Source organism: Pseudoalteromonas sp. PA2MD11, from assembly GCF_017808125.1.
In the GTDB taxonomy this organism is placed as follows: Bacteria; Pseudomonadota; Gammaproteobacteria; order Enterobacterales; family Alteromonadaceae; genus Pseudoalteromonas; species Pseudoalteromonas simplex.
Map to the genome: position 1 here is coordinate 63,028 of NZ_JADKNF010000020.1, position 24,913 is coordinate 87,940.

Genomic DNA, 24,913 nt, shown 5'->3' on the forward strand with positions numbered 1-24,913 from the left:
ACAGGTGCGGCTTACGCCGCACCTAAATGGCTTAATTTTCTTCCAACTCGATGTTGATACCCAGTGAGCGGATTTCTTTCAACAATACGTTGAACGATTCTGGCATACCTGGTTCCATCTTATGGTTACCATCTACGATGTTCTTATACATCTTAGTACGACCGTTCACGTCATCCGATTTCACTGTTAGCATTTCTTGTAGAGTATATGCAGCACCGTAAGCTTCTAGTGCCCACACCTCCATCTCACCGAAACGCTGGCCACCGAACTGAGCTTTACCACCCAGCGGCTGCTGAGTAACAAGGCTGTAAGAACCAGTTGAGCGTGCGTGCATCTTGTCATCAACCAAGTGGTTAAGTTTCAGCATGTACATGTAACCAACAGTTACTTGACGTTCGAACTGATCGCCAGTACGGCCATCATAAAGTGTAACTTGACCGCTTCTTGGATAACCACCAAGCTCTAGTAAGTCTTTGATTTCGCTTTCACGAGCACCATCAAAGGCTGGAGTTGCGATCGGTAAACCACCTTTCAAGTTATCAGCTAAGCGACGAACTTCATCATCAGAGAACGAGTCGATATCAACTTTCTGACGACAATCACCTAATTCGTAAACTTTCTTAACGAAGCTACGGATTTCGTGCAGTTCACGCTGCTCTTTCATCATTTCTTCTAAGCGCTCACCCACACCACGTGCAGCAAGACCCATGTGTGTTTCTAGGATCTGACCGATGTTCATACGTGATGGTACACCTAGCGGGTTCAGAACGATGTCTACCGTACGACCTTTGTCATCGTATGGCATATCTTCTACTGGTACGATAGTCGAGATAACACCTTTGTTACCGTGACGACCCGCCATCTTATCACCTGGTTGGATACGACGTTTAACAGCTAGGTATACTTTAACAATCTTAAGTACGCCTGGTGCTAGGTCATCACCTTGAGTGATCTTACGACGTTTGTTTTCAAACTTCTTATCGTATTCAGCTTTAAGCTCATCGTACTGGGCAGCTAGTTGCTCAAGTTCAGCTTGCTTGTCTTCTTCAGCAAGGCTTTGAGTAAGCAGCTTTTCAGCATTTAGTGATGCAATTGAATCTGCGTTCAGACCTGCGTCAACAAGTAACTTACGAGCACGGTCTAATACACCTGCTTCTAAGATACGGAACTCTTCGTTGAAGTCTTTCTTCGCTTCGCGAAGCTGCATGTCTTCAACTTCTAACGCACGCTTATCTTTTTCAACACCGTCACGGGTAAAAACTTGTACGTCGATTACAGTACCAGTTACAGAGTTTGGTACGCGTAAAGAGCTGTCTTTAACGTCTGACGCTTTCTCACCGAAGATAGCACGTAGTAGCTTTTCTTCTGGTGTTAATTGCGTTTCGCCTTTCGGAGTCACTTTACCTACTAGGATATCGCCGCCTTTAACTTCAGCACCGATATAAACAACGCCTGATTCATCAAGCTTGCCTAGTGCAGACTCACCGACGTTAGGGATATCTGCTGTGATCTCTTCAGGACCTAATTTAGTATCACGTGCGATACATTGTAGTTCTTGAATGTGGATAGTCGTTAGACGATCTTCTTGAACTACACGCTCAGATAGTAGGATTGAATCCTCGAAGTTATAACCGTTCCATGGCATGAATGCCACGCGAAGGTTTTGACCAAGTGCTAAGTCACCTAGGTCAGTCGAAGGACCATCTGCTAATACGTCACCACGTGTTACCGGCTCACCAACCATACAAGTTGGTTTTTGGTTAATACATGTATTTTGGTTTGAGCGAGTGTATTTAGTAAGGTTGTAAATATCGATGCCCGCTTCACCTGGAATACGCTCATCTTCATGTACATTTACAACGATGCGGCTTGCATCCGCATACATTACTTCACCACCACGCTTAGCAACGATAGTTACACCAGAATCTTTCGCTAGTGTAAGCTCGATACCTGTACCTACCAGCGGTTTGTCCGCGATAAGTGTTGGTACGGCTTGACGTTGCATGTTTGAACCCATCAATGCACGGTTAGCATCATCGTGTTCTAGGAACGGGATAAGTGCTGCCGCTACAGAGATCACCTGTTGTGGTGATACGTCCATATATTGCTGGTCCATTTTGCCCATAAAGGTTGATTCACCTTTGTGACGACATGGAATTAGTTCATCAACAAACTCATTGTTTTCGTTCAAGTTTGAGTTCGCCTGAGCGATAACAAACTGACCTTCTTCAATGGCTGATAAGTAATCTACTTCATCAGTAACTACACCGTTTACCACTTTACGGTAAGGTGTTTCTAAGAAACCATAGTCATTAGTACGTGCGTACGTAGACAATGAGTTAATTAGACCGATGTTTGGACCCTCAGGCGTTTCGATTGGACATACACGACCATAGTGAGTTACGTGAACGTCTCGAACCTCGAAGCCAGCGCGTTCACGTGTTAAACCACCCGGGCCTAATGCAGAAATACGACGCTTGTGCGTTACTTCTGAAAGCGGGTTATTTTGGTCCATGAACTGTGATAACTGAGATGAACCAAAGAACTCTTTAACCGCAGCCGAAATAGGCTTAGCGTTAATAAGATCTTGTGGCATTACAGCGTCAAGGTCACCTAAGCTTAAACGCTCACGTACAGCACGCTCAACACGTACTAGACCAACGCGGAATTGGTTCTCAGCCATTTCGCCAACACTACGGATACGACGGTTGCCTAAGTGGTCGATATCATCAACATCGCCAACACCGTTACGAATAGCGATAAGCACTTTCATAACAGCTACGATGTCTTCTTTCGATAATGTGCCAGGGCCAGTATCTGAGTCATAACCTACACGGCTATTGAACTTCATACGACCAACTGTTGATAAATCGTAACGCTCGTCAGAGAAGAACAAGTTATCAAATAAGGCTTCAGCCGCGTCTTTCGTCGGTGGCTCGCCTGGGCGCATCATGCGATAAATTTCTACTAATGCTTCTAAACGGTTGCTTGTTGTGTCGATACGTAATGTATCTGACATGTAGGCGCCGCTGTCCACTTCGTTGATATATAGTGTATCAATCTTAGTGTGACCTGCTTTAACCAATTCAGCCATTAGCTCAAGTGATAGCTCGTCATTCGCGTTTGCGATGATCTCACCCGTTGACTCATCAACATAGTTTTTAGCTACAACACGACCAATGATGTACTCATGCGGTACTTCTAATTGGTTAATACCTTTTTTCTCGATGTTCTTGATGTGACGCGCAGTAATACGACGACCCGCTTCAACAAGGACTTCACCGTCTTCGCCTTTGATATCAAAAGCGGCAGTTTCACCACGTAAGCGTGAAGGAACAAGTTCCATAAGAACTTTACCGTCAGCAACTTCAAACGCAGTTGTATCGAAGAATATCTCTAGGATTTCATCCGTTGAGTACTCAAGTGCACGTAAGATGATTGACGCCGGTAATTTACGACGACGGTCAATACGTACATAAAGGTTATCTTTTGCATCAAACTCGAAGTCTAACCATGAACCACGGTAAGGAATTACACGCGCGTTATAAAGTACTTTACCTGACGAGTGAGTTTTACCGCGGTCGTTATCAAAGAATACACCAGGGCTACGGTGTAGCTGAGAAACGATAACACGCTCTGTACCATTGATAACAAAGGTACCGGTATCAGTCATGAGCGGAATTTCGCCCATGTAAACTTCTTGCTCTTTAATGTCTTTAACTGTGCCTGGTGCTTCTTTGTCCATCACCACAAGACGCAATTTTACGCGAAGTGGAGCAGAATAAGTCACACCGCGAATTTGACATTCTTTTACATCGAATACTGGCTCACCAATACGATAACTTACGTATTGAAGCTCAGAATTTCCCGAGTAGCTTTTGATAGGAAACACAGAACGGAAAGCAGCTTCCAAACCGTGATCGCCATCAGCGTCAGGGACTAAGAATTTTTTAAACGATTCTAACTGCGTCGACAGTAAGAAAGGTATATCCAAAACTTGTGGACGTTTACCAAAATCCTTACGGATACGTTTCTTTTCAGAATAAGAGTAAGCCATGGGGTTCCTCAGCTTGCTGATCTTTGACCCGACCTGTTCTTGTAAGAACAGACTTAACTGGCATCTAAGCCAAGATGTACAACATTAAATTGTTGTTCTATTTTGCTCTGACACTTTCAACACCAAAATAGGTAACAACTTGAAAGTAAAGAGAAAATTAGATTTTATTTGCGTCACAGGATTGCATCGCTCTATAGCGCAAAAAGGCCGGTGATTAAATAATCACCAGCCCTTGCCTGATTACTCAGGCAGCGAACCTAGCGTAAGCTAGATTACTTAACCTCAACTTCAGCACCAGCTTCAGTAAGGTCTTTTGCAAGTGCTTCAGCTTCTTCTTTAGATACACCTTCTTTGATAGGTGCAGGAGCAGCTTCAACAAGTGCTTTAGCTTCTTTAAGGCCAAGACCAGTAGCACCACGTACAGCTTTGATAGCTGCAACCTTGTTAGCGCCAGCGCCAGTAAGGATTACGTCGAACTCAGTCTTTTCTTCAGCTGCTTCAGCAGCAGGACCAGCAACAACAGCAGCAGCTGCAGTTACGCCGAATTTTTCTTCCATTGCTTCAACTAGAGCAACAACGTCCATTACTGACATTTCAGCAATAGCATCAAGGATTTGGTCTTTAGTTACAGACATTACAAATTTCCTAATTATTACGGACTAAATATAGCCCAAAAAAAATATTACACCGAAAGTGAACAAAAAAACAGCTTAAAATTAAGCAGCTTGCTCTTCTTTCTGTACACGTACTGCTTCAATTGTTTTACACAATTTACCTGCAGACGCTTCTTTCATAGCGCTCATTAAGCGTGCAACAGCTTCGTCGTAAGTAGGTAGAGTTGCTAGCATAGCTGCGTCTACTACGTTACCTTCAAATGCAGCCGTCTTAACTTCGAATTTCTCGTTCTTCTTCGCGAAATCTTTGAAGATACGCGCAGCAGCACCTGGGTGCTCTGAAGAGAAAGCGATTAAGCTTGGACCTACAAGTGAGTCAGAAAGGCACTCAAAATCTGTACCTTCAACAGCACGTTTAGCTAAAGTGTTACGAACAACTTTCATCCATACACCAGCTTCACGAGCTTCTTTACGAAGGGCAGTGATAGCACCAACTGTTACACCACGAGAATCTGCAACAACTGCAGAAAGAGCACCAGTGGCTGCTTCGTTGACTTCAGCAACAATTGCTTTTTTGCCTTGAAGATTTAAAGCCATGGGTGTTACTCCTGGTTTAATGGGTTGCCGAAATTGGCTTCCCTGTTCTACTCTTCCCCATCTAAGATGGAGATGCTTTTTACGGCGAGAGCCAGAAGATTAGGAAAAATCTATCTGGGGATTCACACCGTCTACGTAGGTAAAATATTAAGGCCGAAGCCGCCTACGGTCTTGGACGGAAGTCCAATTTATCGTTTTTACCCGAAGGCATTACGAAATTATGGACTTCAACCCGAATTCTTTACTTGTTTTGAAATTAACTTTCTCAACAAAATGGCGCAAAATTATAGTTCAAATTTCGCGCCATGTAAACTCTTAATTAAGCAACAACTGTGCTTAGAGAGTTTTGGTCAACAGCAACACCTGCGCCCATTGTTGTAGAGATAGTTACTTTCTTCACGTAAGTACCTTTTGCTTGAGAAGGTTTAGCCTTCTTAAGCGCAACAATAAGAGCTTCAAGGTTTTGTTGAAGTTGCTCAGCAGTGAAATCAACCTTACCGATAGTAGTATGGATGATACCGTTCTTGTCGTTACGGTAACGAACTTGACCTGCTTTCGCGTTTTTAACTGCTTCTGCAACGTTAGGCGTTACAGTACCAGTTTTAGGGTTTGGCATTAGACCACGTGGACCTAAGATTTGACCTAGTTGACCAACAACACGCATAGCGTCTGGAGATGCAACAACAACGTCAAAGTTCATCTCGCCTTTCTTAACTAGATCAGCAAGATCTTCCATGCCCACTAATTCAGCACCAGCTTCTTTCGCAGCATCTGCGTTAGCGCCTTGTGTGAATACAGCAACACGAACTTCACGACCAGTACCGTTAGGTAGTACAGTTGCACCACGTACGTTTTGGTCAGATTTACGAGCATCGATACCAAGGTTAACAGCAACGTCAACACTTTCTACGAATTTAGCTGTCGCTAACTCTTTTAAAAGAGCAACTGCTTCGTTGATTTCGTAATCTTTAGTTACATCCACTTTTTCGCGGATAGTACGCATACGTTTAGTTAATTTTGCCATTATCTTAGTCCTCTACGTTCAAGCCCATCGCACGCGCAGAACCTGCGATAGTGCGAACTGCAGCGTCCATATCAGCCGCTGTAAGGTCAGGTCGTTTTGTCTCAACGATTTCTTCAAGTTGAGCACGAGTTACTGTACCCACTTTTTCAGTGTTAGGACGGCCAGAACCTGATTTGATGCCTGCAGCTTTCTTAAGTAAGTAAGCAGCCGGTGGAGTTTTCATGTCGAACGTGAAAGAACGGTCACCGTAAACAGAGATCACTACAGGAACTGGAGCGCCTTTTTCGATAGATTCTGTACGTGCGTTGAACGCTTTACAGAATTCCATGATGTTTACACCGTGTTGACCTAGTGCTGGACCTACTGGAGGACTAGGGTTAGCCATACCAGCGGCAACTTGTAGCTTGATAATAGCTTCAACTTTTTTAGCCATAATAAATACCTCATTTGGTGGGTCATAGCCTTGTGCGCGCGAGGACGCGTACTCTAACGGCTTCCCAGTTTAAAAATTGGTTCTCACTTTTTAGTGATAAAACAAGTTGTAACTTGCCCTAACACAAAAAGGCCGCTGATTATAAGTTAATCAGCGGCCTTTTTCAAGCTTATTGCCAAAATATTAAACGATTTTGGCAGCTTTAATTTTTTACTTACTTGTCTTGCTCAACTTGACCAAATTCAAGGTCAACAGGTGTCGAACGACCGAAGATAAGAACAGACACTTTCACGCGGCTCTTCTCGTAATCAACTTCTTCAACAACACCGCTGAAGTCAGCAAATGGACCATCGATAACACGAACAACTTCGCCTGGCTCGAATAATGTAGCTGGCTTAGGTGCTTCAGAGTTCTCTTGAAGACGGTTTAAGATGCGGTCAGCTTCTTTTTGGCTAATTGGTGCTGGACGATCAGACGTACCACCAATGAAGCCCATAACACGAGCAGTGCTGTTCACTAGGTGCCAGCTTGCATCGTTCATGTCCATTTGAACTAGTACGTAACCTGGGAAGAATTTACGCTCAGACTTACGCTTTTGGCCAGCGCGCATCTCAACAACTTCTTCAGTTGGTACTAATACTTCACCAAAACTATCTTCCAAACCTTCGATCTTGATGTGCTCAAGAATAGTTTGTGCTACACGCTTCTCGTAACCAGAGAAAGCTTGTACTACGTACCAACGTAGTTTCTTTTCGTTCTTCTCATCCGACATGGGATTAGATCTCCAATCCAGTTAAAAAGCCTACTGCGCGGAATAAAATGCCATCTAATCCCCAAAGGATAAGCGCCATAATCACAGTTGCAACCATTACAATTAATGTCGTATGTGTTGTTTCTTGGCGAGTTGGCCACACAACTTTACGTACTTCGATACGTGCTTCTTTTGCAAACGCAAGAAAAGTACGACCTTTTTCAGTTAGTGAGGCAATGCCTAAACCAGCTGCAACAGCAACCACTACACCAATAGCACGTAATAATACAGATTGGTCTGCATACATGTGGTTACCAACGACTGCGCCTGCTAGTAGCGCAATTGCTACAATCCACTTTACTGAATCCATCGCACTTGATGGTGTTTCTACATTCGTGCTCATAATATTTTTACCTTAACTACAGACACAACAACCCTGCGCTCTGGCAGGGTTAATCCATTAAAATCTAAACTTAAAAACTGACTTGTTTAAACCGATTTTTAATTTCAGACTTAGCACACATTGTGTAAAAAGTGGCAGGGGCGGAGAGATTCGAACTCCCAACCGTCGGTTTTGGAGACCGCTGTTCTACCAATTGGAACTACGCCCCTGCAAAGTGGATGCCTATTATACTTACGCAATTCATTAACACAAGAGTAAAAGATACCCATTAGTTAAAATCTCATCAGTTCGTTTAAAAATCAATATTAACATTGATTAAAAAGCAGTTTATCATAAACCCATTACAGGAACATAAAACAACATGGATCAGTGTGCTGCTATTAAAATCCCCTTTTAATATTGTATTGTTATGCCTCATTTTGTTGATGGCTAATCAGAGTAGTGCCCGTTCTTTACACCTTAGCACTTTTAATAGTCAGCAGGGCCTGAGCCAAAATTCAATCACTTGCAGCATCACTGACCAACAAGGTTTTTTATGGTTTGCCACACAAGGTGGCTTAAATCGCTTTGATGGTTATGAATTTAAGCGTTTTAAAGCTAACAGCGATGATAAAAGCATTTCAGGGAATTGGATTACAGGCTGTGTTAGAGATAGTAAAAACCAGCTATGGTTTTCGACTGCAAGCAAAGGGCTTAATAGACTCAACCCTAAAACCGGTCTGTTTGAGGTGTTTTCTACACACCATAATGAAAGCCTAAGTGAAGATAAAATTTGGTCTATGGCGTTAGCTAAAGACGATGTTATGTGGCTTGGCCACGAACACGGTAAATTAACCCGTTTTGATGTATCAAATAATAGCTTTACACACTTTCACTATGAATCAGCGCAGCCACTGGTTCGAGACATTGTTATTACCGATGAACTAATTTGGCTTGCCACAGATAAAGGGCTTATTTCATTTAACTCAAGCACTGAGCAATTTACTCAGCATGCTCAGATTTCCGTGCCGCTCTGGCATCTCAAATTGCTTAATGACGAAAAGCTGCTTATTGGCGCTAAAAAAGGTCTTCATATATTAAATTTAGCAACGCAAAGTAGTGAAGAAATCGAACAGTTTAATGGAATCTGGGTAACAGACAGCCTGATTGACCAACAGCAAAACCTTTGGCTTACAAGCTACGGGCAAGGTCTATACCTTTTACCTGCAGGTGCTGACTTACAAGAGCGATTCACTCAACATCGTCATGACAAACAAAACCACAATGGCTTAAGCAGCGACTATTTGCTTTCTCTTTATCAAGACTCGCAAGGTATTATTTGGCTGGGCACAGACGGCTATGGTGTGCACCGCTATGATCCTAAGCAGCAACAGTTCTCTCATCAATTAAAAACCTCTCAAGCAAATTCGTTAAGTCATAACTTTGTCCGTTCAATAGTTAAAAGAGCCAATGGTGAGGTCTGGGTTGGTACCCGTGATGGACTCAATCGCAAAACAACCTCTGGTTATCAGCACTTTAAAGACGCCCTAACCAATAACAATATATTTGCCCTACACGAAGACGCTAACCAGCAGTTGTGGATAGGTACGTACGGAGGCGGCTTAATAAAGTATCAAGACAGCCTTGATGAGTTTACAGCTTTCACCATGCAAAGCCACCAGCTAGCCAGTGACCGTGTTTACGCAATTACCAGCGACAAAACAGGTGCGCTTTGGCTAGGTAGTAACCAAGGCTTAACCCGCTTTGAACCAGCCTCTGCCAAAGTAACTCACTATAAGCACAGTGATACGCAAAATAGCCTTGCCAACAACACCGTATTTACTTTGGCTTATGATAATAAAGAGCATGCACTGTGGATTGGTACCCGAGCAGGACTCAATAAACTCGATATATCAACAGAGCAATTTAGTTTATTAGATGAACAAAGCTCTGGTGAGACAGGGCTTAGCCACAATATGGTTACCTCTTTATTACTCAGTGAAGACAGCATTTGGGTTGGCACCATGCAAGGCTTGAATCAAGTCAACAAGCATACCCTCACAGTGAAACAGATTACTGAACAACAAGGTTTAGCTAATGACAACATTTTTGACATTCTTGCCGATAAACAAGACATGCTTTGGCTTGCAACCAATGGCGGACTTACTCGTTATAACCCCAGCACGCAGCAAATGCAGCAGTTTTTGCCTGAAGATGGTATTCAACACCAGTCATTTATATTAGGTGCGAGCTTTCAAGCTGACGATGGCGAGTTATTTTTTGGTGGTATTAATGGCTACAATCATTTTTACCCTGAGCAACTAACCTTATCGCACACACCCCCTACGCCAGTGTTAACTGAGTTATTACTTAATAACCAAACAATTAAAAGTAATCATTTTGATAAGCAAACCAATACCCTTGCTAGTGCAACTCAGACATTCTCGTTTGCTCAATCAGCTGGGGTTATCGGCTTTAAATTTAGTGCATTAAAAAATGGTGCGACTCCAAAACATTATCAATATGGCTACAAGCTAGCTGGCTTTGATGAGCAATTTTTATATACCGATGCATCCCTTAGACAAATTAACTATCCACAGCTGCCTGCTGGTCACTACCAGTTATTGCTAAAAGCAAAAGATCAATATGGTCAATGGAGTGACAGTACACAGCTGTTAGAACTTACTGTTGTGCCTCCTTGGTGGCAAACTAAACTAGCCTACTGTATTTACTTTGTGTTTGCTTTAGCACTGACTTGGCTTGTGTTAAATGCCTTGTACAAGCGCAAACTAGCAGAGCAAGAGAAGCAAACCGAAATTGAGCTCAACAAATTAAAAGACCTTTTTTTAGATAACATTAGCCACGAACTCAAAACACCACTTAGCTTAATACTCGCTCCGATCAGTCAATTGCAGCGAAGCAATGCCGATCCAAAAGCTCAAACGCAACTAGCCAGTATTAAACGAAACTGCCAACGCTTACTAGAGCTAATCAATCAACTTTTACAATTGAGTCAACGCCCAAGCACGGCAATTTACACTGTCAGCCCCTATTCTATTACGCCATTTTTAACAGATTTAGTGGCGGATTTCAGGCCTCTGTATGAGCAAAAACAGCTGCAATTTAGCTTCACTGACACCACCACGAAAGCCTTTAAGATTAACCTTGCTCCTGAACATGCTCACTCGATTTTTAGTAACCTGATAAGCAATGCACTTAAGTACACCCCTGCAGGCGGCAAAGTCGATATTCACATTAGTGAAGCGCAGCAAGCGTTACAGTTTAAAATTACTGATACCGGCGTGGGTATTGCCAGTGAGCATCAGCAGTCGGTTTTTCAGCGCTTTACTCGCGTAGCATCATCAGAACCAGGTAGTGGTATTGGCCTGAGCTTAGTAAAACAGCTCGTTGAACAATACGGTGGTTCTATCAGTGTAAGCAGTAAAATCGCTGAAGGTAGCTGCTTCACTGTATCATTGCCTATGGTTGAAAGTGCTGATAATCACATTAATAGTGCTACGCAAGTTCTTACCTCACAACAGACATTGCTGATTGTTGAGGATAATGAGGAAATGGCAGAGCTACTCCTTTCTTTATTTAATAAAGAGTTTAACTGTATCTGTGCAACTGATGGTCAACAAGCTCTCGATCTTTGCCAGACAGACCTGCCTGAACTCATTATTAGTGATGTGATGATGCCAAATATGGATGGTTATCAATTATTAGCAGCACTGCGTTCAAACCCAGCCACCAGCCATATCCCAGTATTATTACTTTCTGCTAAAGCAGATACCCAAAGCCGCTTAAAAGGGCTTGATTTATTAGCTGATGATTTTTTGAGTAAACCTTTTGAACCGACTCTATTAGTAAGCAGAGTAAAAGGCCTGCTTAATCTAAGACATATTTTAAACCAACACCTAACAGCACAACTGGCAGCTCCTCTGAATAGCGATACAGCTGCAGTAACTGTGCAAAATAAAGATTACTCTTTTACAGAAAAGCTTAAGCAAATAGTACAAGCGCATTACCAAGATGAAAGCTTTTCGGTTGAACAATTAGCCTCTGCGTTATGTTTAAGCTCTCGAGCTCTGCAACTAAAAATGAAAGCTTTGTACTCACAAACGCCTTCTGATTATTTGCGTAATACTCGTTTAGAGTTTGCAAAAAAACGGCTACTCGATAGCGCGTTAGCAATTGGTCAAGTCGCGGAGCAAGCAGGTTTTAGTTCACAAAGCTATTTTGCCCGAAGCTTTAAGAGCTATGTTGGCTTATCACCAAAACAGTATCGAGAAAAACATCAAAAACATGCCGAATTTCGCATCAGTGAATAAAGTTTTCGCCTGAGTGCTATTAATAAAACACTGATTTTTATAGCTTATCCATACAAACGTCAATAACAACAAAGCCCATAGTGCGGCGTTATTTACTGCATGAGATATAAGTTAAGGAAAGTCATATGCTCACCAAAACACACAAAGCAATTTCGATTACGTTACTTGCTGCGGCACTGACTGCATGCCAGAGTACTTCGACAACCACCAGCAATACCAATAGCCCAGATATAAACGAAGTAACACAGCAGCAATACAATGGCCCAAAAGCTCGGATCGCTGTTGCCCGCTTTACTGATAAATCAAACGATTCACGTTGGTGGCGTAAAGAAATTGGTGAAGGTATGGCCGATCAACTTACAACCGCATTAGTTAGCACCAATCGGTTCATTGTTTTAGAGCGACAAGCACTTGATGCCGTATTATCAGAACAAGACCTTGCTGTGTCAGGCCGTGTGAGTGCAGCATCAGGTGCTGCGTATGGTGAAATAGAGGGAGCCGAAATTGTTGTGGTTGCCGCAGTCACAGAGTTTGATGATGACAACTCAGGCACTCGTGTCGGCAGTGGTGGCTTTATCGGTGATGTATTTAGCTCGGTATCGGCGGGTTTTTCAAGTTCGCACATGGCGATAGATTTACGCTTAATCGACACGCGTACTTCTCGTATTCTAGCCGCTACCAGTGTTGAGGGTGGCAGTAAAGATTTTGACTTTACATCTGCTGCTACCAATTTTGGTGGCGCACTCGTTGGTGGTAACTTAAGTAGCTGGTCAAATACACCAAAAGAAAAAGCACTCCGTGAAGTGATCGTAAAAGCTGTTGAGTTTTTAGAATCAAAAGTACCAACAACTTATTATCGCTATAATAGCGATAACACCATTGCAGCAGGCCATACAGCCCCTGCACCACTAAAAGTAACCGCAGCAGCACCCGCTAAAAAGCCAGTTGCATCGGTTAGTGTTCCAACTCACAGAATGCCTTACTACGAAAAAACAGACTTAGCGATGTCACGACTGAACTTGGTTTGTTTGGGTTATTTGAAAAGGCAGCCTCACTACGAAGAATATGAAATAGAAGACGTAGAGTACGATCAAGCAACGGTGATTGCGCTCACTGAGTATCAGCAAGAAAAAAAGCTGAAAGTGACAGGCCTTGCTGATGAGACAACTAAAAAGTCTCTTGATGATTCAGGGTGTATTGCCAAAACGAACAAATCAAGTTTAGAAAGCTTTGGCAGTATGTTTAAATTTAACTAAGCAAACTAACAGCCAGTGCCAGCACTGGCTGTTTAAAACCTTAGTTTGTGCCTTTCACCAGTGGTACACCATTGTTACCAACAGGAATATAAACTGTTGTATGGTTAGGTGACTCAGCCATCTTTAACTGCGCATTAATAGCTTCATGTTGTAGATAATTTGGCGTCAAAGTGGCATTAATAATTTTTTGTGCCTGTGCAATACCTTTCGCTTCTTCTACACGGATCTCAGCATCTTTTCGTGCAATTTCTTTTTGCGTTTCTTTTTCAGACAGTAATTGTTGTGCAGCCAACTTTTTCTCAACAGCATTAGCAACAATAGCCGGATAGTTAATATTTCCCACTACGACATTGGCGAGCTTAAATGGCGTTGGTTCTAAATACGCTTTTAACCGGGCTGTTACTTCTGCAGCTATTTTCTCGCGATTAGTTTTTAACACACCACTATCGTATTGCTGCACTATATCACGCACATAAGTTCTAAATGTTTCACGAACAAATCGCGGATACCAATCTTCACCACCGTATTGCTCAACCACCGCTCTGACAGAGCCGCTTTCTATTGAAATGACTGCATGAAAATCAAAACTAATGTTTAAGTCATCGTTAGCTAAGATTTTAAATGCTTCAGTATACGTATTCGGGCGCATATCAATATTAATCACCTGATTGCGCCAAAGTGACATGCCGTAGTTAGCAGGGCCAATCATAGTGCCTTGATAACCACCTTCGCCAAACACCCGCGGCTTTTCAAATACGTAACCTTCTTCACCCGCAGGTGTACTTGGGTTAGTACACGCCGTGAGCGATACAGCAACTAACCCTGCTAATGCTAAACTTGGAAAAACACTCGATAGAAGTGTTTGCGTCCCTGAACGTTTAAATTTCATTTTTGTTATCTCATTCCATTATAAAATTTGTAATAACTCACCACGATAAAAATCACATAACAACCAAATTTGTTGAAATGGATGATGCTTAGGCACATCAAGGTGAGTAAGTACTGACTTAAAATCATCAAGATGCCATATAGTACTGGCATTGCGTATTAATAACCAAGGCTGAGTAGACTCGTAGTGTTTCTTAGCTTTTTGCGCCAGCAAGCGATGTAAAGCACAGTGCAAACGCTCGTTACTCGGTGCTAAAGCCATTTCAGCGAGATCTCGTTGCATTGAGATAGACAGCGGCCGACCTAACACCGCCATTGCTTCTGTTTCGCTGGCATATAAGTGTGCGACTTCAATATCAAGCCGTTCATCACCTTTGTAACAACTCACGTCTGGTTTGCTCGGCGTGTTATGCCAAATATTGCGCATGCTTACGCCAAACTGCTTTTCGTAACAGCGCAAAAACAACTTTGCTGCGCCATGCTCGAGCGCTATTTTTTCTTGTTCACTTTCACGATTCATTTAATGTTGCATACACATCTTTTAATAACCCAGAAGCGCCAAAACGAAATAGCTCAGGTTGTAAATACGCTTCACCCATAATTGACTCAGCTAGGGCTAAATACTCAGCAGCATCGGTGACTGTTCTGACCCCGCCTGCCGCCTTAAAACCAACCTTTTTGCCACTCGCTTTTATAGTGCTTAACATGATGTCTGTTGCAGCTAGCGTTGCATTAACAGCCACTTTACCTGTACTGGTTTTAACGAAATCAGCGCCGCCATCAATTGCCAGCTTAGTTGCTTTTGCAATGAGATCATCGCTTAATTCGCCACTTTCGATAATGACTTTAAGTTGCGCTTGGCTGCCACATGCCTCTTTTGAGACTTTGACATACTCTAAAACTTTGCGCTCATCACCGGCAATTAGCGCTTTATAAGGGATCACTAAATCAATTTCATCAGCGCCGCGTTCAATGGCAAATAGGGTTTCATTTAACACTTGCTCTAACGATTGCTCCCCACTAGGAAAGTTAGTAACTGTAGCCACTTTGACTTGCTGTAGTTCGCGCTCAGCGAGAGCAAGCTTTGCGTCGCTAACAAACTGGCTATACACACAGACCGCTGCAGGAATGCCTAACTTAGGCTCAATACTGGCAATCAAGTTATTAATGGTTTGTGTTGTGTCGCTGTCATTCAGAGTTGTTAAGTCCATCAGTGCCACCGCTTGGGCAGCGCTTGTTTGCATTTTAGTCATAGTTCTTATAGTTGTGTTGCCATATTAGTGACCTATAGTAGCAAATTTTTATCATTCGGCTATAAATCATAACTAATCACCATAAGGCCGCTGATTTACTTGTAACTCGCAGCAATCCCTTGTTAACTAAGCCTTAAGCCAAAATAAACCACCCTGTATAACTTTTAGTTATATAAACTTGGTTTTAATTATTTTTTACTTTTTTTAGAGCACTATATTCTGCTTGCCTGCAATAAGCAGTTTCGTTGATGTGTTTTAGGGGTGAGAACAAAGTGCAATATTTACCAATCTTTACCAAATTAGACGACAAACCTGTGCTGGTAGTCGGCGGTGGAGATGTTGCGTTACGCAAATGCCGCGCGTTTTTAAAAGCACGTGCACATGTGACGCTAGTCGCCCCTGAATTTTGTGATGAGCTGCGAGAACTTGCTGAGAAAGGTGATGTAACACTCATTAACGACTTTTTCAAAGAGCAGTATTTAGATCAACAAATGCTGGTAATCGCTGCAACTGATATAGACAGCGTTAACAAAGACGTGTTCGAACTTGCGAATGCGCGCAATATTTTCGTTAACGTGGTGGATGATCAACCTAAGTGCAGTTTCATTTTTCCATCAATTGTTGACCGTGACCCGATCACAATTGCAATTTCAAGCGCAGGCACAGCGCCAGTATTAGCACGTCGTTTACGCGAAAAACTCGAAACCCTTATTCCACAGCATATTGGTCCACTCGCTACATTAGTTGGTAGCTTTCGTGACAAAGTAAAACAACGCTTTAAACACTTTGCTGATCGCCGCCAGTTTTGGGAAGGCGTATTTGATTCATCAGTCGTAAGCAAAGTCCAAGCGGGTAATACCGAAGCTGCCACAGCGCAGTTAGAGCAATTGTTAGATGCAAAGCCAGAACCTGAAGGCGAAGTGTATGTTGTAGGTGCAGGCCCAGGTGACCCAGAGCTATTAACACTAAAAGCACTACAATTAATGCAACAAGCCGATGTGGTGGTATATGACTACTTGGTTTCTGATGAAATTATGGATTTAGTACGCCGTGATGCAGACCTAGTTTGCGTAGGTAAACGTTTAGGCGATCACAGCGTGGCGCAAGAAGATACCAACCAGATGTTGGTCGATTTTGCCAAGCAAGGCAAAAAAGTTTGCCGTATTAAAGGTGGTGACCCATTTATTTATGGTCGTGGTGGTGAAGAAGTACAAGTGCTAGCTGCTAACAAAGTGCGTTACCAAATCGTACCGGGTATTACTGCTGCTGCAGGCTGTAGTGCTTATGCCGGCATTCCACTTACTCACAGAGATCATGCACAAGCCATTCAGTTTGTAACGGGTCACTGTAAAAAAGATGGTCAAGAATTAGATTGGCAGTCACTCGCCAAGCCAAATCAGACCTTAGCGATTTATATGGGAGTGATTAAATCACCGCATATTCAAGCACAATTATTAAAACATGGCCGTGGTGCAGACACCCCCGTTGCCATTATCGAAAACGGCACACGTAAAGAACAACGTGTGGTTACAGGGCAATTAGGTGAGTTGGCCGATTTGATTTCACGCCATAGCATTATTTCACCCGCCCTATTAATTATTGGCGAAGTTGCATCATTGCACCATCAGCTTGCATGGTTTGGTCAAACAGAACAAACCAGCAGCTTTGCCCAGCCAATAACTGGCGTAGCTTAATTTAACTTTTAATCATTTTAGTAGGACGACTAACAATGGCTTTAACACACCTTCAGCAATTAGAAGCTGAAAGTATCAAAATCATGCGTGAAGTTGCTGCTGAGTTTGAAAACCCGGTGATGCTTTACTCAATTGGTAAAGATTCATCAGTGTTATTACACTTAGCACGTAAAGCGTTTTATCCAGCAAAGATCCCATTTCCACTTTTACACGTTGATACCAACTGGAAGTTTAAGGAAATGATCGCGTTTCGTGACCGCCTAGCTAAAGAGTATGGCTTTGATTTAATCGTCCACAAAAATCCTGAAGGGTTAGAGATTGATATCAATCCATTTGTACACGGCTCAGCAAAGCACACTGACATTATGAAAACGCAAGGCTTAAAGCAAGCGTTAGATAAATACGGCTTTGATGCTGCATTTGGTGGGGCACGTCGTGACGAAGAGAAATCACGTGCAAAAGAGCGTGTTTACTCATTCCGTGACAAACACCACAGATGGGATCCAAAAAACCAACGTCCAGAGCTTTGGAATACGTACAACAGCCAAGTTAACCCAGGTGAAAGCATTCGTGTATTCCCGTTATCTAACTGGACTGAACTTGATATTTGGCAATATATCTACCAAGAAAACATTGAAATGGTTCCACTTTACCTTGCTAAAGAACGCCCAGTCGTTGAGCGTAACGGCACGCTAATCATGGTTGATGACGAGCGTATGCCATTAGAAGAAGGCGAAGTACCGCAGATGAAGTCGGTGCGTTTTCGTACTCTGGGTTGCTACCCACTGACAGGTGCTGTGGAATCAAATGCAGGAACCTTAACTGAAATTATTGAAGAAATGCTGCTTTCAACCTCTTCTGAGCGTGAAGGCCGCGTGATTGATCACGACTCTGCTGGTTCAATGGAAAAGAAAAAACGTGAGGGCTATTTCTAATGTCTAAAACAAACGACACGATAAATGAAGTAAGAGAGTTAGGCATCGACGCTTACCTTGCACGTCAACAAGACAAAAGCCTTTTACGCATGCTGACCTGTGGTAGTGTGGATGACGGTAAATCAACGCTGATTGGCCGCCTTTTACACGACAGTCACCAAATTTATGAAGACCAACTTGCAGCCTTGCATAAAGACAATGAAAAAGTCGGTAATGCCGGTGAAGAGCTTGATTTAGCACTCCTTGTAGATGGTCTTCAAGCTGAACGTGAGCAAGGTATTACCATTGACGTTGCTTATCGTTATTTCTCAACAGCAAAACGTAAGTTCATTATTGCTGATACGCCAGGACATGAGCAGTACACGCGTAACATGGTAACCGGTGCATCAACCAGTGATGTGGCGATTATCTTAGTTGATGCTCGTTACGGCGTACAAGTACAAACTAAGCGTCATAGCTTTATCTGTGACTCATTAGGTATTAAGCAATTTGTTGTTGCTATCAACAAGATGGATATCGTCGATTTCGATGAAACCGTATACGAGAAAATCAAAGCCGACTACCTTAAGTTTGCAGAGCAGCTAAACGTTACTAATATCAAGTTTGTGCCGATGTCAGCACTAAAAGGTGACAACGTAGTTACACGCTCAGAGCACACACCTTACTACACAGATAAACCACTGCTGGAGTTACTTGAAGACTCGCCAGCTGCAGAACTGGATAACGGTTTTGAAGCACGTCTTCCAGTGCAATATGTGGTACGCCCTAACCTAGACTTCCGTGGCTTCCAAGGCACTCTAACGTCTGGCAAGTTCAGTGTGGGTGATGCAGTAAAAGTATTACCATCAGGTAAAAGCTCAAGCATCAAAGAGATAGTCACTTTCGATGGCAACTTAGATACCGCTGAAGCAGGTCAAGCAATTACCTTAACGTTAAACGACGAAATTGATATCAGCCGTGGCGATGTGATTGTGCCAGCCGCTTCAAAAGCCGCTGTTACAAACCGTATTCAAGCTAAATTAGTGTGGATGCATGAAGCACCGTTAGTATTAGGTAAAAGCTACAACTTTAAGTTAGGCAGCAAAAAAACCTCAGCAGTGGTAAGAAAAATTGATCACACGATTGATGTAAATACCCTTGAGCATGGTCAAGCTGACTCATTACAACTTAACGAAATTGCGATTGTAACCTTAGAGCTTACAGAAACAATTTTGGCTGATGAGTACCACAACAACCATGAAACTGGTGCGTTTATCCTAATTGACCGCCTATCAAACCTAACCGTTGCGGCAGGTATGATTGAGCAATTACTTAGCACTGAAGAACAACAAAGTAGCTTTAGCGACTTTGAAGTTGAGTTTAACGCTTTAGTACGCAAGCACTTCCCTCATTGGCAAGCGCTTGATATAACTAAGCTTAAATAACCACTATTCGCCTGTTATAGGAAGTAAAAAGCATGTATCAACAGCTGGTATTAACAGGCATTATGCTGGTATTAGTGGGGTGCCTTTTTGGCACTCGACTAAAACCAGCATGGTTATTTGTCGGCGCCATTGGTATTAGTTATTTAGCTGGGCTGATAAGCCTTGAAGATATGCTAATAAACTATGCAAACCCTTCTTTAATTACCCTTATTTTACTTGTACTCGTTTCGATAGCGGTAGAAAAAACCACGTTAGTGCAAAAGCTTGCTCAGTCTCTTTCGAAAGGCAGCCTGACAAGTTCGGTGACCAAGCTTGGTTTATCAACCGCCTTTTTATCATCATTTACCAATAATACTGCGGTAGTGGCATCACTGATTAGCTCGATAAAAGAAAGCCCGACACATTCACCGTCTAAGCTTTTATTACCTTTATCGTACACTGCTATTTTAGGTGGCACGATCACCCTGATTGGTACTTCAACCAATTTAATTGTTAATGGCTTTGCCGTTGAAGCGGGCATGGAGCCACTTGGTTTTTTTGATTTTACTTTGATTGGTTTAGGCGCATTGAGCGTCGGCCTTATCACTATTTTAGTGATGCTCAGGTATTTACCAGATAACGGTAAAAATAACCAAGAAGTTGTCCCTTTTTACCTTGAAGGTAAAGTAGAAACCGGCTCAAAACTCATTGGTAAAAGTGTTGAGGAAAATGGCCTTCGTGAATTAAAAGACTTGTTCTTAGCTGAAATTATTCGTGGTGATAAACGTATTTGCGCAGTTACGCCAAAACAAGTTATCAAAGAAGGTGACGTATTACTTTTTGTAGGTGATATAAAGTCAGTGCCTCTGCTTACCCGATTTGATGGCTTAAAAGTTGTACACGACAAACATGAAAAAGATGTCGAGCACCTAGTTGAAGTCGTTGTTAGCCATTCTTCAAAATACATTGGTAAAACAATTAAAGAAGTTCGCTTTCGTGAACAATTTCATGCTGCCGTTATTGCTATTCGCCGCGGCCATGACCGTTTACAAGGTGGTTTGGGTAAAGTTCAGTTGCAAGCTGGTGACTCGCTGATCCTAGCGCCTGGCAAAGAGTTTTACTCGCTACCTAATTTAAAACGTGAGTTCGTTTATATTTCAGGCCTTGATTTACAAACCCATTTAAAACCTAAGCAATCAAATATTGTGTTAGCAAGTTTTGCAGCCGTATTGGGGTTAAGTATTGTTGGCCTCGTTCCCTTAGTGAAAGGCCTACTCGTTCTTCTTATCGGTTTAATGCTAACGGGTACAATCAAGCTAAGTGAAGTAAAACGTCGTTTTCCGATTGAGTTACTCGCAGTAGTGGGTAGTGCTATTGGCCTTGCCAAACTCATGATAGGCACAGGCCTTGCCGGTGAAATTTCATCAGCCATGTTATACGTATTAGGTGATTTTGGGCCTTACGGGGCATTTATCGCAATATTCTTGATGACGGTTTTGTTTACCGAACTCATTACCAATAATGCCGCTGCCGCGCTTTCATTTCCGGTAGCGTATGCACTCGCCGTTGGTTTTGATGTATCACCGTTGCCTTTTATTATGGCTGTCGCATTTGGTGCATCAGCGAGTTTCATTTCGCCATTTGGTTATCAAACTAACTTGATGGTTTACAGTGCGGGAAATTACCGCCTTAAAGATTACATTGCCATGGGCTTACCTTTATCGATTATTTACTCGATTACGGTTTTAACACTCATACCGCTGGTATTCCCATTTCAATAACGAGAGTAAAGACAATGGATGAAAATATCGTTTGGCATAATTACGCCATTAGCAAATCACAGCGTAGTGAGCAAAAAAAGCATAAGCCTGCCATTTTATGGTTCACAGGTTTTTCAGGTTCAGGCAAAAGTACAGTTGCGAACGCACTAGAAAGCGCATTAAACCAGTTAGGCGTTCATACCTACCTACTTGATGGTGACAATGTGCGTCATGGCTTGTGTAAAGATCTTGGCTTTACAGATGCAGATCGCGTGGAAAACATTCGCCGCGTTGGTGAAACTGCAAAGCTAATGGTCGATGCTGGTCTTGTGGTATTAACCGCATTTATTTCGCCATTCCAAAGCGAACGCGATATGGTAAGAAACTTAGTAGAGGATGGTGAGTTTATTGAGGTATTTTTAGATACCCCGCTCGACGTGTGTGAAACACGCGACCCTAAAGGGCTTTATAAAAAAGCGCGCGCAGGTGAAATTAAGCACTTCACTGGTATCGACTCAGACTATCAAATCCCTACATCGCCAGAAATTAAAATCGATACCAGTAAAAACACCCTAGACCAATCGGTGCAAGAGCTGGTAGCGTATTTAAAACAACAGCAAATTATAGGTTAAGTCATGAATCAAACGGAACTGCTAGAAGAAATCTTACTCCTCGCACGCCAAGCCGGCAGTGCAATAATGGGGATTTACGAAAAGGACTTTAATGTTGAGTACAAAGCTGATGAAAGCCCAGTGACCGACGCCGACCTAGCAGCTCACAAAGTGATTGTGAATGGCTTACAACATCTTACCCCAGATGTACCAATTCTAAGCGAAGAAAGCGCTGATATTAGCTGGGATATTCGTCAAACTTGGCAACGCTACTGGTTAGTAGACCCAATTGATGGCACCAAAGAGTTCATTAAAAAGAATGGCGAGTTCACAGTGAACATTGCCTTGATTGAAAAAGGTAAACCAGTATTAGCTGTTGTCGATGCACCGGCATTAGGTGTGTCGTATATTGCCGCAGAAGCAATTGGTGCCTTTAAAGATAAAGGTGATGAGCGCATTGAACTTAAGGTAACCCGTAAACCAAATAAAGGGCTTATCCGTGTTGTCGGCAGCCGTTCACACCCTTCTCCTGATCTAGCTGAATTTGTAAAACAGTTTGAAGATGTAGAAATGGTTTCAAAGGGCAGCTCGCTAAAACTTTGTCTTGTTGCCGAAGGTAGTGCTGATATATACCCACGCCTAGGCCCAACCTGTGAGTGGGATACCGGAGCAGGTCATGCGATTGCCGAAATAGCAGGCGCAACGGTTAGCAAACTCGATGGCAGCCCACTACTGTATAACAGTAAAGAAGAGTATCTAAATCCGTATTTTGTCGTATCGGCATTACAGAACTAGAGCGTTCCGATAAATATCGTAGGCTGGGTAGAGCGTAGCGAAACCCAGCATCTATCCTGTCATCTTAACTCTAGCCCCTTTAATACTCCTTATTTTACAATCAGTTTAACCTAGCCAATAAGCCTTTGTTCCTATAGTATTTTGCTTTCTCAATCTATTAAAGGAATAACCATGACGACTGTTGAAAAAGCAATTGAATCTGGCTACGAGGCCCAAATTAGCGCACTTTATAAAGCCCTTTCACAAGGAGTGCTTGCCGCTAATGGCGATGAAAACGAAATCACAGCAGCTGAGGCACGTTTTAAGAAAGGTTTAGCATTTGCCGCAGATATTAAAGCTCGCGCACTTGCAGCAGCAGAATAAATACCACAACTGGGCTTTATAAATAAGCCCAACTTTCTTCTTTTGTAAGTCTCTCCTTACAGCATAGTTATTTAAATACAACGCTAAAACATGCATTCTAAGTCGCTTTTCTATATGCTGCGCGACAATTATTATTCTAATAGTGGAGTGCTAATGAACACACATCAAGATGCTATGCCGTATGATGCATCGACAACAAGTAGTAACTCAAAATGGAATCTTCATGACACCCAATGGGTATTAAGTTTATTTGGCACCGCAGTCGGTGCGGGGATTTTATTCTTACCAATTAATATCGGTATCGGCGGATTTTGGCCTTTGATTATCATGGCGTGTCTTGCCTTTCCGATGACTTACTTAGCTCACAGAGGCTTAGCCCGATTTGTTTTATCATCAAAACAGCCTGAAGCAGACTTTACCGATGTAGTAGAAGAACACTTTGGCATTAACGCCGGGCGCTTAATCTCTTTACTGTATTTTCTCTCAATCTTCCCTATTTTACTTATTTACGGTGTAGGATTAACCAACACTGTTGATAGCTTTATCGTTAATCAACTAGGTATGGAATCACCACCACGCGTACTGTTATCTGGTGTACTCGTTGGCGGTATGATCAGTTTAATGCTTGGTGGCGAAGCACTGATGTTACGTGCTTTTGCAATTCTTGTTTATCCCCTTGTCGCTATCTTGTTTTTCTTATCGATTTACCTGATCCCAAGCTGGCAAATGCCAGATGTGTCTGTCCCTGAGTTTTCAGGCTTTATGAAAACACTTTGGTTATCAATACCTATCATTGTATTCTCATTTAGCCACGCAGCTGCGATCTCAAGCTTTGTGCATGTACAACGTGCTCACTACGGCAATAATGCTAAAATGAAGTCAGAAGCAATTCTAAAGCGTACTAGCCTACTATTAATCGTGTTTGTTTTACTGTTTGTATTCTCGTGTGTGCTGTCACTATCTACTGAACAAATGGTACAAGCAAAAGCTGATAACGTGTCTATCTTGTCATTCCTTGCCAATATTACAGATAACTCGTTTATTGCTACTCTAGGGCCATTAGTTGCCTTTATCGCGATTACGTCTTCATTCTTAGGTCACTTCTTAGGTGCCCGTGAAAGCTTCAACGGCCTTGTTAGTAAGCAAGCCCATATGAACCCTAAACTCGTTGATAAGATTGGCACTGTTATCATGTTCTTTGCTATTTGGTATTGCTCAGTGATCAACCCAAGTATTTTAGACATGATGGATCAGCTGTCAGGCCCTATCATCGCCATGATCCTTTTCATCATGCCAATGATTGCCGTTTATAAAGTACCTAGCTTACACAAATACAGAAACCGCTTAAGCACACTGTTCGTATTAACAGTTGGCTCTCTAGCAGTATTTGCGCTTATCTACAGTATGGTTATTAAGTAATCTCATCATTACTAGATATAGAAGCCCAGCCGGGAAACCGGCTGGGCTTTTTTGTTAGCAACTGGAAAGTTGGAAGGCGTGGCGTAGGTTGGGTAGAGCGCAGCGAAACCCAACACAGAGCTATCAGCTTTCAGCCGTCAGCTATCAGCCGCGTGGTGAAGGTGTTTGGTGCTGTGTCTTCTTCTGCCAGAGGTTCTAGGCAAGGTGTACTTATTGGAATGGCTTTAGCCGTGAATGTGTTTGTTAAGGTCTCAATTCGGCACTGAAGTGCCTTATATGGACTCCTCCTATTGCACAATACCCTTCGTTAATTTTGTCAGACTGCGTGCTTATATGCGGGCTCATAA

General features: G+C 42.6%; 20 protein-coding genes and 1 tRNA gene. 10 read left to right on the top strand and 11 right to left on the bottom strand.

Annotated features, from left to right (window positions below; genetic code table 11):
- Window positions 1–31: 31 nt before the first annotated feature.
- The 8 genes from rpoB to ISP07_RS18220 all read right to left on the bottom strand — a co-directional run bounded on the left by rpoB (window position 32) and on the right by ISP07_RS18220 (window position 8,088).
- Window positions 32–4,057 carry a DNA-directed RNA polymerase subunit beta gene (gene rpoB, locus ISP07_RS18185; RefSeq protein ID WP_054554831.1) on the bottom strand — a complete coding sequence of 1,342 codons (4,026 nt, stop codon included), beginning with the start codon at window positions 4,055–4,057 and terminating at the stop codon, window positions 32–34.
- A 272-nt stretch (window positions 4,058–4,329) separates the two neighbouring features.
- Window positions 4,330–4,692 carry a 50S ribosomal protein L7/L12 gene (rplL, locus tag ISP07_RS18190; RefSeq protein ID WP_054554830.1) on the bottom strand — a complete coding sequence of 121 codons (363 nt, stop codon included), beginning with the start codon at window positions 4,690–4,692 and terminating at the stop codon, window positions 4,330–4,332.
- A gap of 81 nt (window positions 4,693–4,773) precedes the next feature.
- A complete protein-coding gene (rplJ, locus tag ISP07_RS18195) occupies window positions 4,774–5,268 on the bottom strand; it encodes a 50S ribosomal protein L10 (RefSeq protein WP_054554829.1) in 495 nt (164 codons plus the stop codon).
- A gap of 319 nt (window positions 5,269–5,587) precedes the next feature.
- Window positions 5,588–6,292 (bottom strand): 50S ribosomal protein L1, encoded by a 705-nt coding sequence (gene rplA, locus ISP07_RS18200; RefSeq protein WP_054554828.1) that lies wholly within the window; start codon window positions 6,290–6,292, stop codon window positions 5,588–5,590.
- Window positions 6,293–6,296: 4 nt separating this feature from the next.
- Window positions 6,297–6,725 carry a 50S ribosomal protein L11 gene (gene rplK, locus ISP07_RS18205; RefSeq protein ID WP_054554827.1) on the bottom strand — a complete coding sequence of 143 codons (429 nt, stop codon included), beginning with the start codon at window positions 6,723–6,725 and terminating at the stop codon, window positions 6,297–6,299.
- A gap of 214 nt (window positions 6,726–6,939) precedes the next feature.
- A complete protein-coding gene (gene nusG, locus ISP07_RS18210) occupies window positions 6,940–7,497 on the bottom strand; it encodes a transcription termination/antitermination protein NusG (protein WP_054554826.1) in 558 nt (185 codons plus the stop codon).
- A gap of 4 nt (window positions 7,498–7,501) precedes the next feature.
- The gene (gene secE, locus ISP07_RS18215; RefSeq protein ID WP_036971579.1) at window positions 7,502–7,879 is read right to left on the bottom strand and encodes a preprotein translocase subunit SecE; all 378 of its coding nucleotides are present in this window, start codon (window positions 7,877–7,879) and stop codon (window positions 7,502–7,504) included.
- Window positions 7,880–8,011: 132 nt separating this feature from the next.
- Window positions 8,012–8,088 (bottom strand) — tRNA-Trp (locus tag ISP07_RS18220).
- Between the two features lie 216 nt (window positions 8,089–8,304).
- On the opposite strand from ISP07_RS18220, the gene ISP07_RS18225 reads away from it, so the two are divergent.
- Window positions 8,305–12,189 carry a two-component regulator propeller domain-containing protein gene (locus ISP07_RS18225; protein ID WP_228290676.1) on the top strand — a complete coding sequence of 1,295 codons (3,885 nt, stop codon included), beginning with the start codon at window positions 8,305–8,307 and terminating at the stop codon, window positions 12,187–12,189.
- Between the two features lie 125 nt (window positions 12,190–12,314).
- The gene (locus ISP07_RS18230) at window positions 12,315–13,445 is read left to right on the top strand and encodes a CsgG/HfaB family protein (protein WP_209328474.1); all 1,131 of its coding nucleotides are present in this window, start codon (window positions 12,315–12,317) and stop codon (window positions 13,443–13,445) included.
- Between the two features lie 40 nt (window positions 13,446–13,485).
- Here the strand turns inward: ISP07_RS18230 and ISP07_RS18235 are convergent, their stop codons facing one another.
- From ISP07_RS18235 to deoC, 3 genes are read right to left on the bottom strand one after another with little or no spacing between them, the layout of a single operon-like run.
- Window positions 13,486–14,334 (bottom strand): SPFH domain-containing protein, encoded by an 849-nt coding sequence (locus ISP07_RS18235; protein ID WP_054564005.1) that lies wholly within the window; start codon window positions 14,332–14,334, stop codon window positions 13,486–13,488.
- 18 nt (window positions 14,335–14,352) lie between these two features.
- Window positions 14,353–14,853, bottom strand: a complete 501-nt coding sequence (locus tag ISP07_RS18240) for a hypothetical protein (RefSeq protein WP_058586658.1) — start codon at window positions 14,851–14,853, stop codon at window positions 14,353–14,355.
- Entirely contained in the window at window positions 14,843–15,586 is a 744-nt protein-coding gene (gene deoC, locus ISP07_RS18245) for a deoxyribose-phosphate aldolase (RefSeq protein WP_209328475.1), read from the bottom strand. Before deoC ends, ISP07_RS18240 begins: the two co-directional genes overlap by 11 nt.
- 272 nt (window positions 15,587–15,858) lie before the next feature.
- On the opposite strand from deoC, the gene cysG reads away from it, so the two are divergent.
- From cysG to ISP07_RS18285, 8 genes are all read left to right on the top strand, one after another.
- Window positions 15,859–17,280 carry a siroheme synthase CysG gene (gene cysG / locus ISP07_RS18250; protein ID WP_054564014.1) on the top strand — a complete coding sequence of 474 codons (1,422 nt, stop codon included), beginning with the start codon at window positions 15,859–15,861 and terminating at the stop codon, window positions 17,278–17,280.
- 35 nt (window positions 17,281–17,315) lie between these two features.
- Complete coding sequence (gene cysD / locus ISP07_RS18255; RefSeq protein WP_209328476.1) at window positions 17,316–18,215, top strand: sulfate adenylyltransferase subunit CysD; 900 nt, start codon at window positions 17,316–17,318, stop codon at window positions 18,213–18,215.
- A complete protein-coding gene (gene cysN, locus ISP07_RS18260; protein WP_209328477.1) occupies window positions 18,215–19,639 on the top strand; it encodes a sulfate adenylyltransferase subunit CysN in 1,425 nt (474 codons plus the stop codon). The genes cysD and cysN overlap by 1 nt, the downstream gene beginning before the upstream one ends.
- Window positions 19,640–19,671: 32 nt before the next feature.
- A complete protein-coding gene (locus ISP07_RS18265) occupies window positions 19,672–21,399 on the top strand; it encodes an SLC13 family permease (RefSeq protein ID WP_209328478.1) in 1,728 nt (575 codons plus the stop codon).
- A gap of 14 nt (window positions 21,400–21,413) precedes the next feature.
- Window positions 21,414–22,010, top strand: a complete 597-nt coding sequence (gene cysC / locus ISP07_RS18270; protein WP_209328479.1) for an adenylyl-sulfate kinase — start codon at window positions 21,414–21,416, stop codon at window positions 22,008–22,010.
- Window positions 22,011–22,013: 3 nt separating this feature from the next.
- Entirely contained in the window at window positions 22,014–22,784 is a 771-nt protein-coding gene (gene cysQ / locus ISP07_RS18275) for a 3'(2'),5'-bisphosphate nucleotidase CysQ (RefSeq protein ID WP_063700756.1), read from the top strand.
- 171 nt (window positions 22,785–22,955) lie between these two features.
- The gene (locus tag ISP07_RS18280) at window positions 22,956–23,147 is read left to right on the top strand and encodes a hypothetical protein (RefSeq protein WP_054554816.1); all 192 of its coding nucleotides are present in this window, start codon (window positions 22,956–22,958) and stop codon (window positions 23,145–23,147) included.
- Window positions 23,148–23,300: 153 nt separating this feature from the next.
- The gene (locus ISP07_RS18285; RefSeq protein ID WP_209328480.1) at window positions 23,301–24,566 is read left to right on the top strand and encodes an aromatic amino acid transport family protein; all 1,266 of its coding nucleotides are present in this window, start codon (window positions 23,301–23,303) and stop codon (window positions 24,564–24,566) included.
- Window positions 24,567–24,913 lie beyond the last annotated feature (347 nt).

Excerpts from the sequence above, each read along its gene's own strand:
- cysQ (WP_063700756.1), top strand. The coding sequence starts at position 22,014 with ATGAATCAAACGGAACTGCTAGAAGAAATCTTACTCCTCGCACGCCAA.
- ISP07_RS18235 (WP_054564005.1), bottom strand. The coding sequence starts at position 14,334 with ATGAAATTTAAACGTTCAGGGACGCAAACACTTCTATCGAGTGTTTTT.
- rplL (WP_054554830.1), bottom strand. The coding sequence starts at position 4,692 with ATGTCTGTAACTAAAGACCAAATCCTTGATGCTATTGCTGAAATGTCA.
- rpoB (WP_054554831.1), bottom strand. The coding sequence starts at position 4,057 with ATGGCTTACTCTTATTCTGAAAAGAAACGTATCCGTAAGGATTTTGGT.
- nusG (WP_054554826.1), bottom strand. The coding sequence starts at position 7,497 with ATGTCGGATGAGAAGAACGAAAAGAAACTACGTTGGTACGTAGTACAA.
- cysC (WP_209328479.1), top strand. The coding sequence starts at position 21,414 with ATGGATGAAAATATCGTTTGGCATAATTACGCCATTAGCAAATCACAG.
- ISP07_RS18285 (WP_209328480.1), top strand. The coding sequence starts at position 23,301 with ATGAACACACATCAAGATGCTATGCCGTATGATGCATCGACAACAAGT.
- cysN (WP_209328477.1), top strand. The coding sequence starts at position 18,215 with ATGTCTAAAACAAACGACACGATAAATGAAGTAAGAGAGTTAGGCATC.
- rplJ (WP_054554829.1), bottom strand. The coding sequence starts at position 5,268 with ATGGCTTTAAATCTTCAAGGCAAAAAAGCAATTGTTGCTGAAGTCAAC.
- ISP07_RS18280 (WP_054554816.1), top strand. The coding sequence starts at position 22,956 with ATGACGACTGTTGAAAAAGCAATTGAATCTGGCTACGAGGCCCAAATT.
- cysD (WP_209328476.1), top strand. The coding sequence starts at position 17,316 with ATGGCTTTAACACACCTTCAGCAATTAGAAGCTGAAAGTATCAAAATC.
- rplA (WP_054554828.1), bottom strand. The coding sequence starts at position 6,292 with ATGGCAAAATTAACTAAACGTATGCGTACTATCCGCGAAAAAGTGGAT.
- rplK (WP_054554827.1), bottom strand. The coding sequence starts at position 6,725 with ATGGCTAAAAAAGTTGAAGCTATTATCAAGCTACAAGTTGCCGCTGGT.
- secE (WP_036971579.1), bottom strand. The coding sequence starts at position 7,879 with ATGAGCACGAATGTAGAAACACCATCAAGTGCGATGGATTCAGTAAAG.
- ISP07_RS18225 (WP_228290676.1), top strand. The coding sequence starts at position 8,305 with ATGGCTAATCAGAGTAGTGCCCGTTCTTTACACCTTAGCACTTTTAAT.
- ISP07_RS18265 (WP_209328478.1), top strand. The coding sequence starts at position 19,672 with ATGTATCAACAGCTGGTATTAACAGGCATTATGCTGGTATTAGTGGGG.
- ISP07_RS18230 (WP_209328474.1), top strand. The coding sequence starts at position 12,315 with ATGCTCACCAAAACACACAAAGCAATTTCGATTACGTTACTTGCTGCG.
- ISP07_RS18240 (WP_058586658.1), bottom strand. The coding sequence starts at position 14,853 with ATGAATCGTGAAAGTGAACAAGAAAAAATAGCGCTCGAGCATGGCGCA.
- deoC (WP_209328475.1), bottom strand. The coding sequence starts at position 15,586 with ATGACTAAAATGCAAACAAGCGCTGCCCAAGCGGTGGCACTGATGGAC.